This is a genomic window from Mycolicibacter senuensis, from assembly GCF_003284925.1.
Classification (GTDB): Bacteria; Actinomycetota; Actinomycetes; order Mycobacteriales; family Mycobacteriaceae; genus Mycobacterium; species Mycobacterium algericum_A.
On sequence record NZ_QMEX01000294.1, the window covers coordinates 1 to 1,423 of the forward strand.

2 protein-coding genes are annotated in these 1,423 nt (G+C 68.9%); both read right to left on the reverse strand.

Annotated elements, in window-relative coordinates:
- The coding region (gene eccD / locus DQP56_RS24230) for a type VII secretion integral membrane protein EccD (RefSeq protein ID WP_286167815.1) at positions 1 to 479 on the reverse strand (479 nt) is incomplete at its 3' end.
- A 24-nt stretch (positions 480 to 503) separates the two neighbouring features.
- Entirely contained in the window at positions 504 to 1,385 is an 882-nt protein-coding gene (locus tag DQP56_RS24235) for an ESX secretion-associated protein EspG (protein ID WP_112689610.1), read from the reverse strand.
- Positions 1,386 to 1,423: the final 38 nt, after the last annotated feature.

Consider the following 1,423-nt stretch of genomic DNA (forward strand, 5'->3'; position numbering starts at 1 on the left):
CCGGTGAGCGCCCGATGCGCGGTGGCCAGGCCGGCGGCCGCGAAGATCAGCGCCGCCCCGGCGGCCAGTGCGCCACGGCGGATGTGGTTGCCACCCCAAGGCTTACGGCGCGACGCCGAGAAGATGACCGCGGCGTCGGCGATGTCCTCGACGATGCCGGGCGCCGCCGGGCCGACCGGCACCGGCCGAAGCGCCAACAGGTCGCCGTCCACCACCCCGACGGTGTCCAGGCTGGCGTCCAGGCTGAACGGTGCACCGCCGACCGGCGCAAGGCTCAGCCTGGTCGTCACACCGGTGCCCGAATCGGCTGAATCAGCCGGGTCACCGGAGTCCGGGGCCACCAGGCGTTGCACCGCCGGCAGGATTTCGCGCAGCGGCAACTCCGCGGGGACGGCGATCTCGGTCAGCCGCCTGTCAGCCAGGACCGCGATGCGGACGATCGGCATGGCGGCACTGGTCAGCACCGGAGCTTCGGTCATTGGTGTTCTCTATTCTTTTCTCTGCTAGGACAGCTGGGTGGTGAAATCTCGGGACAGTCGCTGACCGGGGAACCACTGACCCTCGGGCAGCGTGGCGGTCAGCTCTTCGATCGCGACGGCGGTCGCGAAGTCGGTTCCGGGCCGGAAGGTTGACACCCATTCGCCGTCGAAGGCCTGCGACGGGGTGACCAGGATGCGGCCCTGCTCGGTGTCGACCAGGCTCATCCCGACCTCGGTGGTGGTGTGCCGGCCGTTCTGGGCGCAGCCCGCGACAACCTCGACGTAGCTACGTGGGCCGGCAAACACCGACTCCACAACCGGTCGCGCTGATGCTGGAATACCCAGGTAATCAAGAACTTCGGCGAGCGGGGCGCCGGCGCGCAGCCGCTCGTCGGCGCGTACCCCGACCCGGGCGGGCAGGGTGAACTCGTCGAATCGGGCCGGCGGGCGCTGCCGTAGACCGGCGCCGAGCACCGGGACCAGCAGCCGCGAGTCGGCGATGTCCATCGCGGTGAAGGTGACCAGCTGGGCGTTGCGCAGCGCCACCACCGTCCGAGTGGGCTTGGCACTGCCGGGATCGCGGCGCGCCACGATGCCGCGCAACATCTCGTCTGCCCCGCCGGACGGGGAACCCACGTAACGCAGATCCAGCCAACGATCCGGGAAGCACACCACCCGAATCCATTCGGCCACATACGCGTTGATCGTGCCGTCCGGCGAGACAACTCCCATCCGGGTCAGTTCCTCGCGCTGGCGTGCCATGAACGCACCGCGTTCCCCGGCGTCGGTGTAGGGCATGGTGATCGCCAATACCCACGGGAAAGACCCGGCGCCAATGGTTTCCGCGATGTACCAAGCTTGCTCGACCGTCAGTTCGGCAGCGTTGGGTTCAGTGCCCCAGTTCACGCCTCCGGCCTTCCTTCGTCGAGCAGAACATGGCGGCT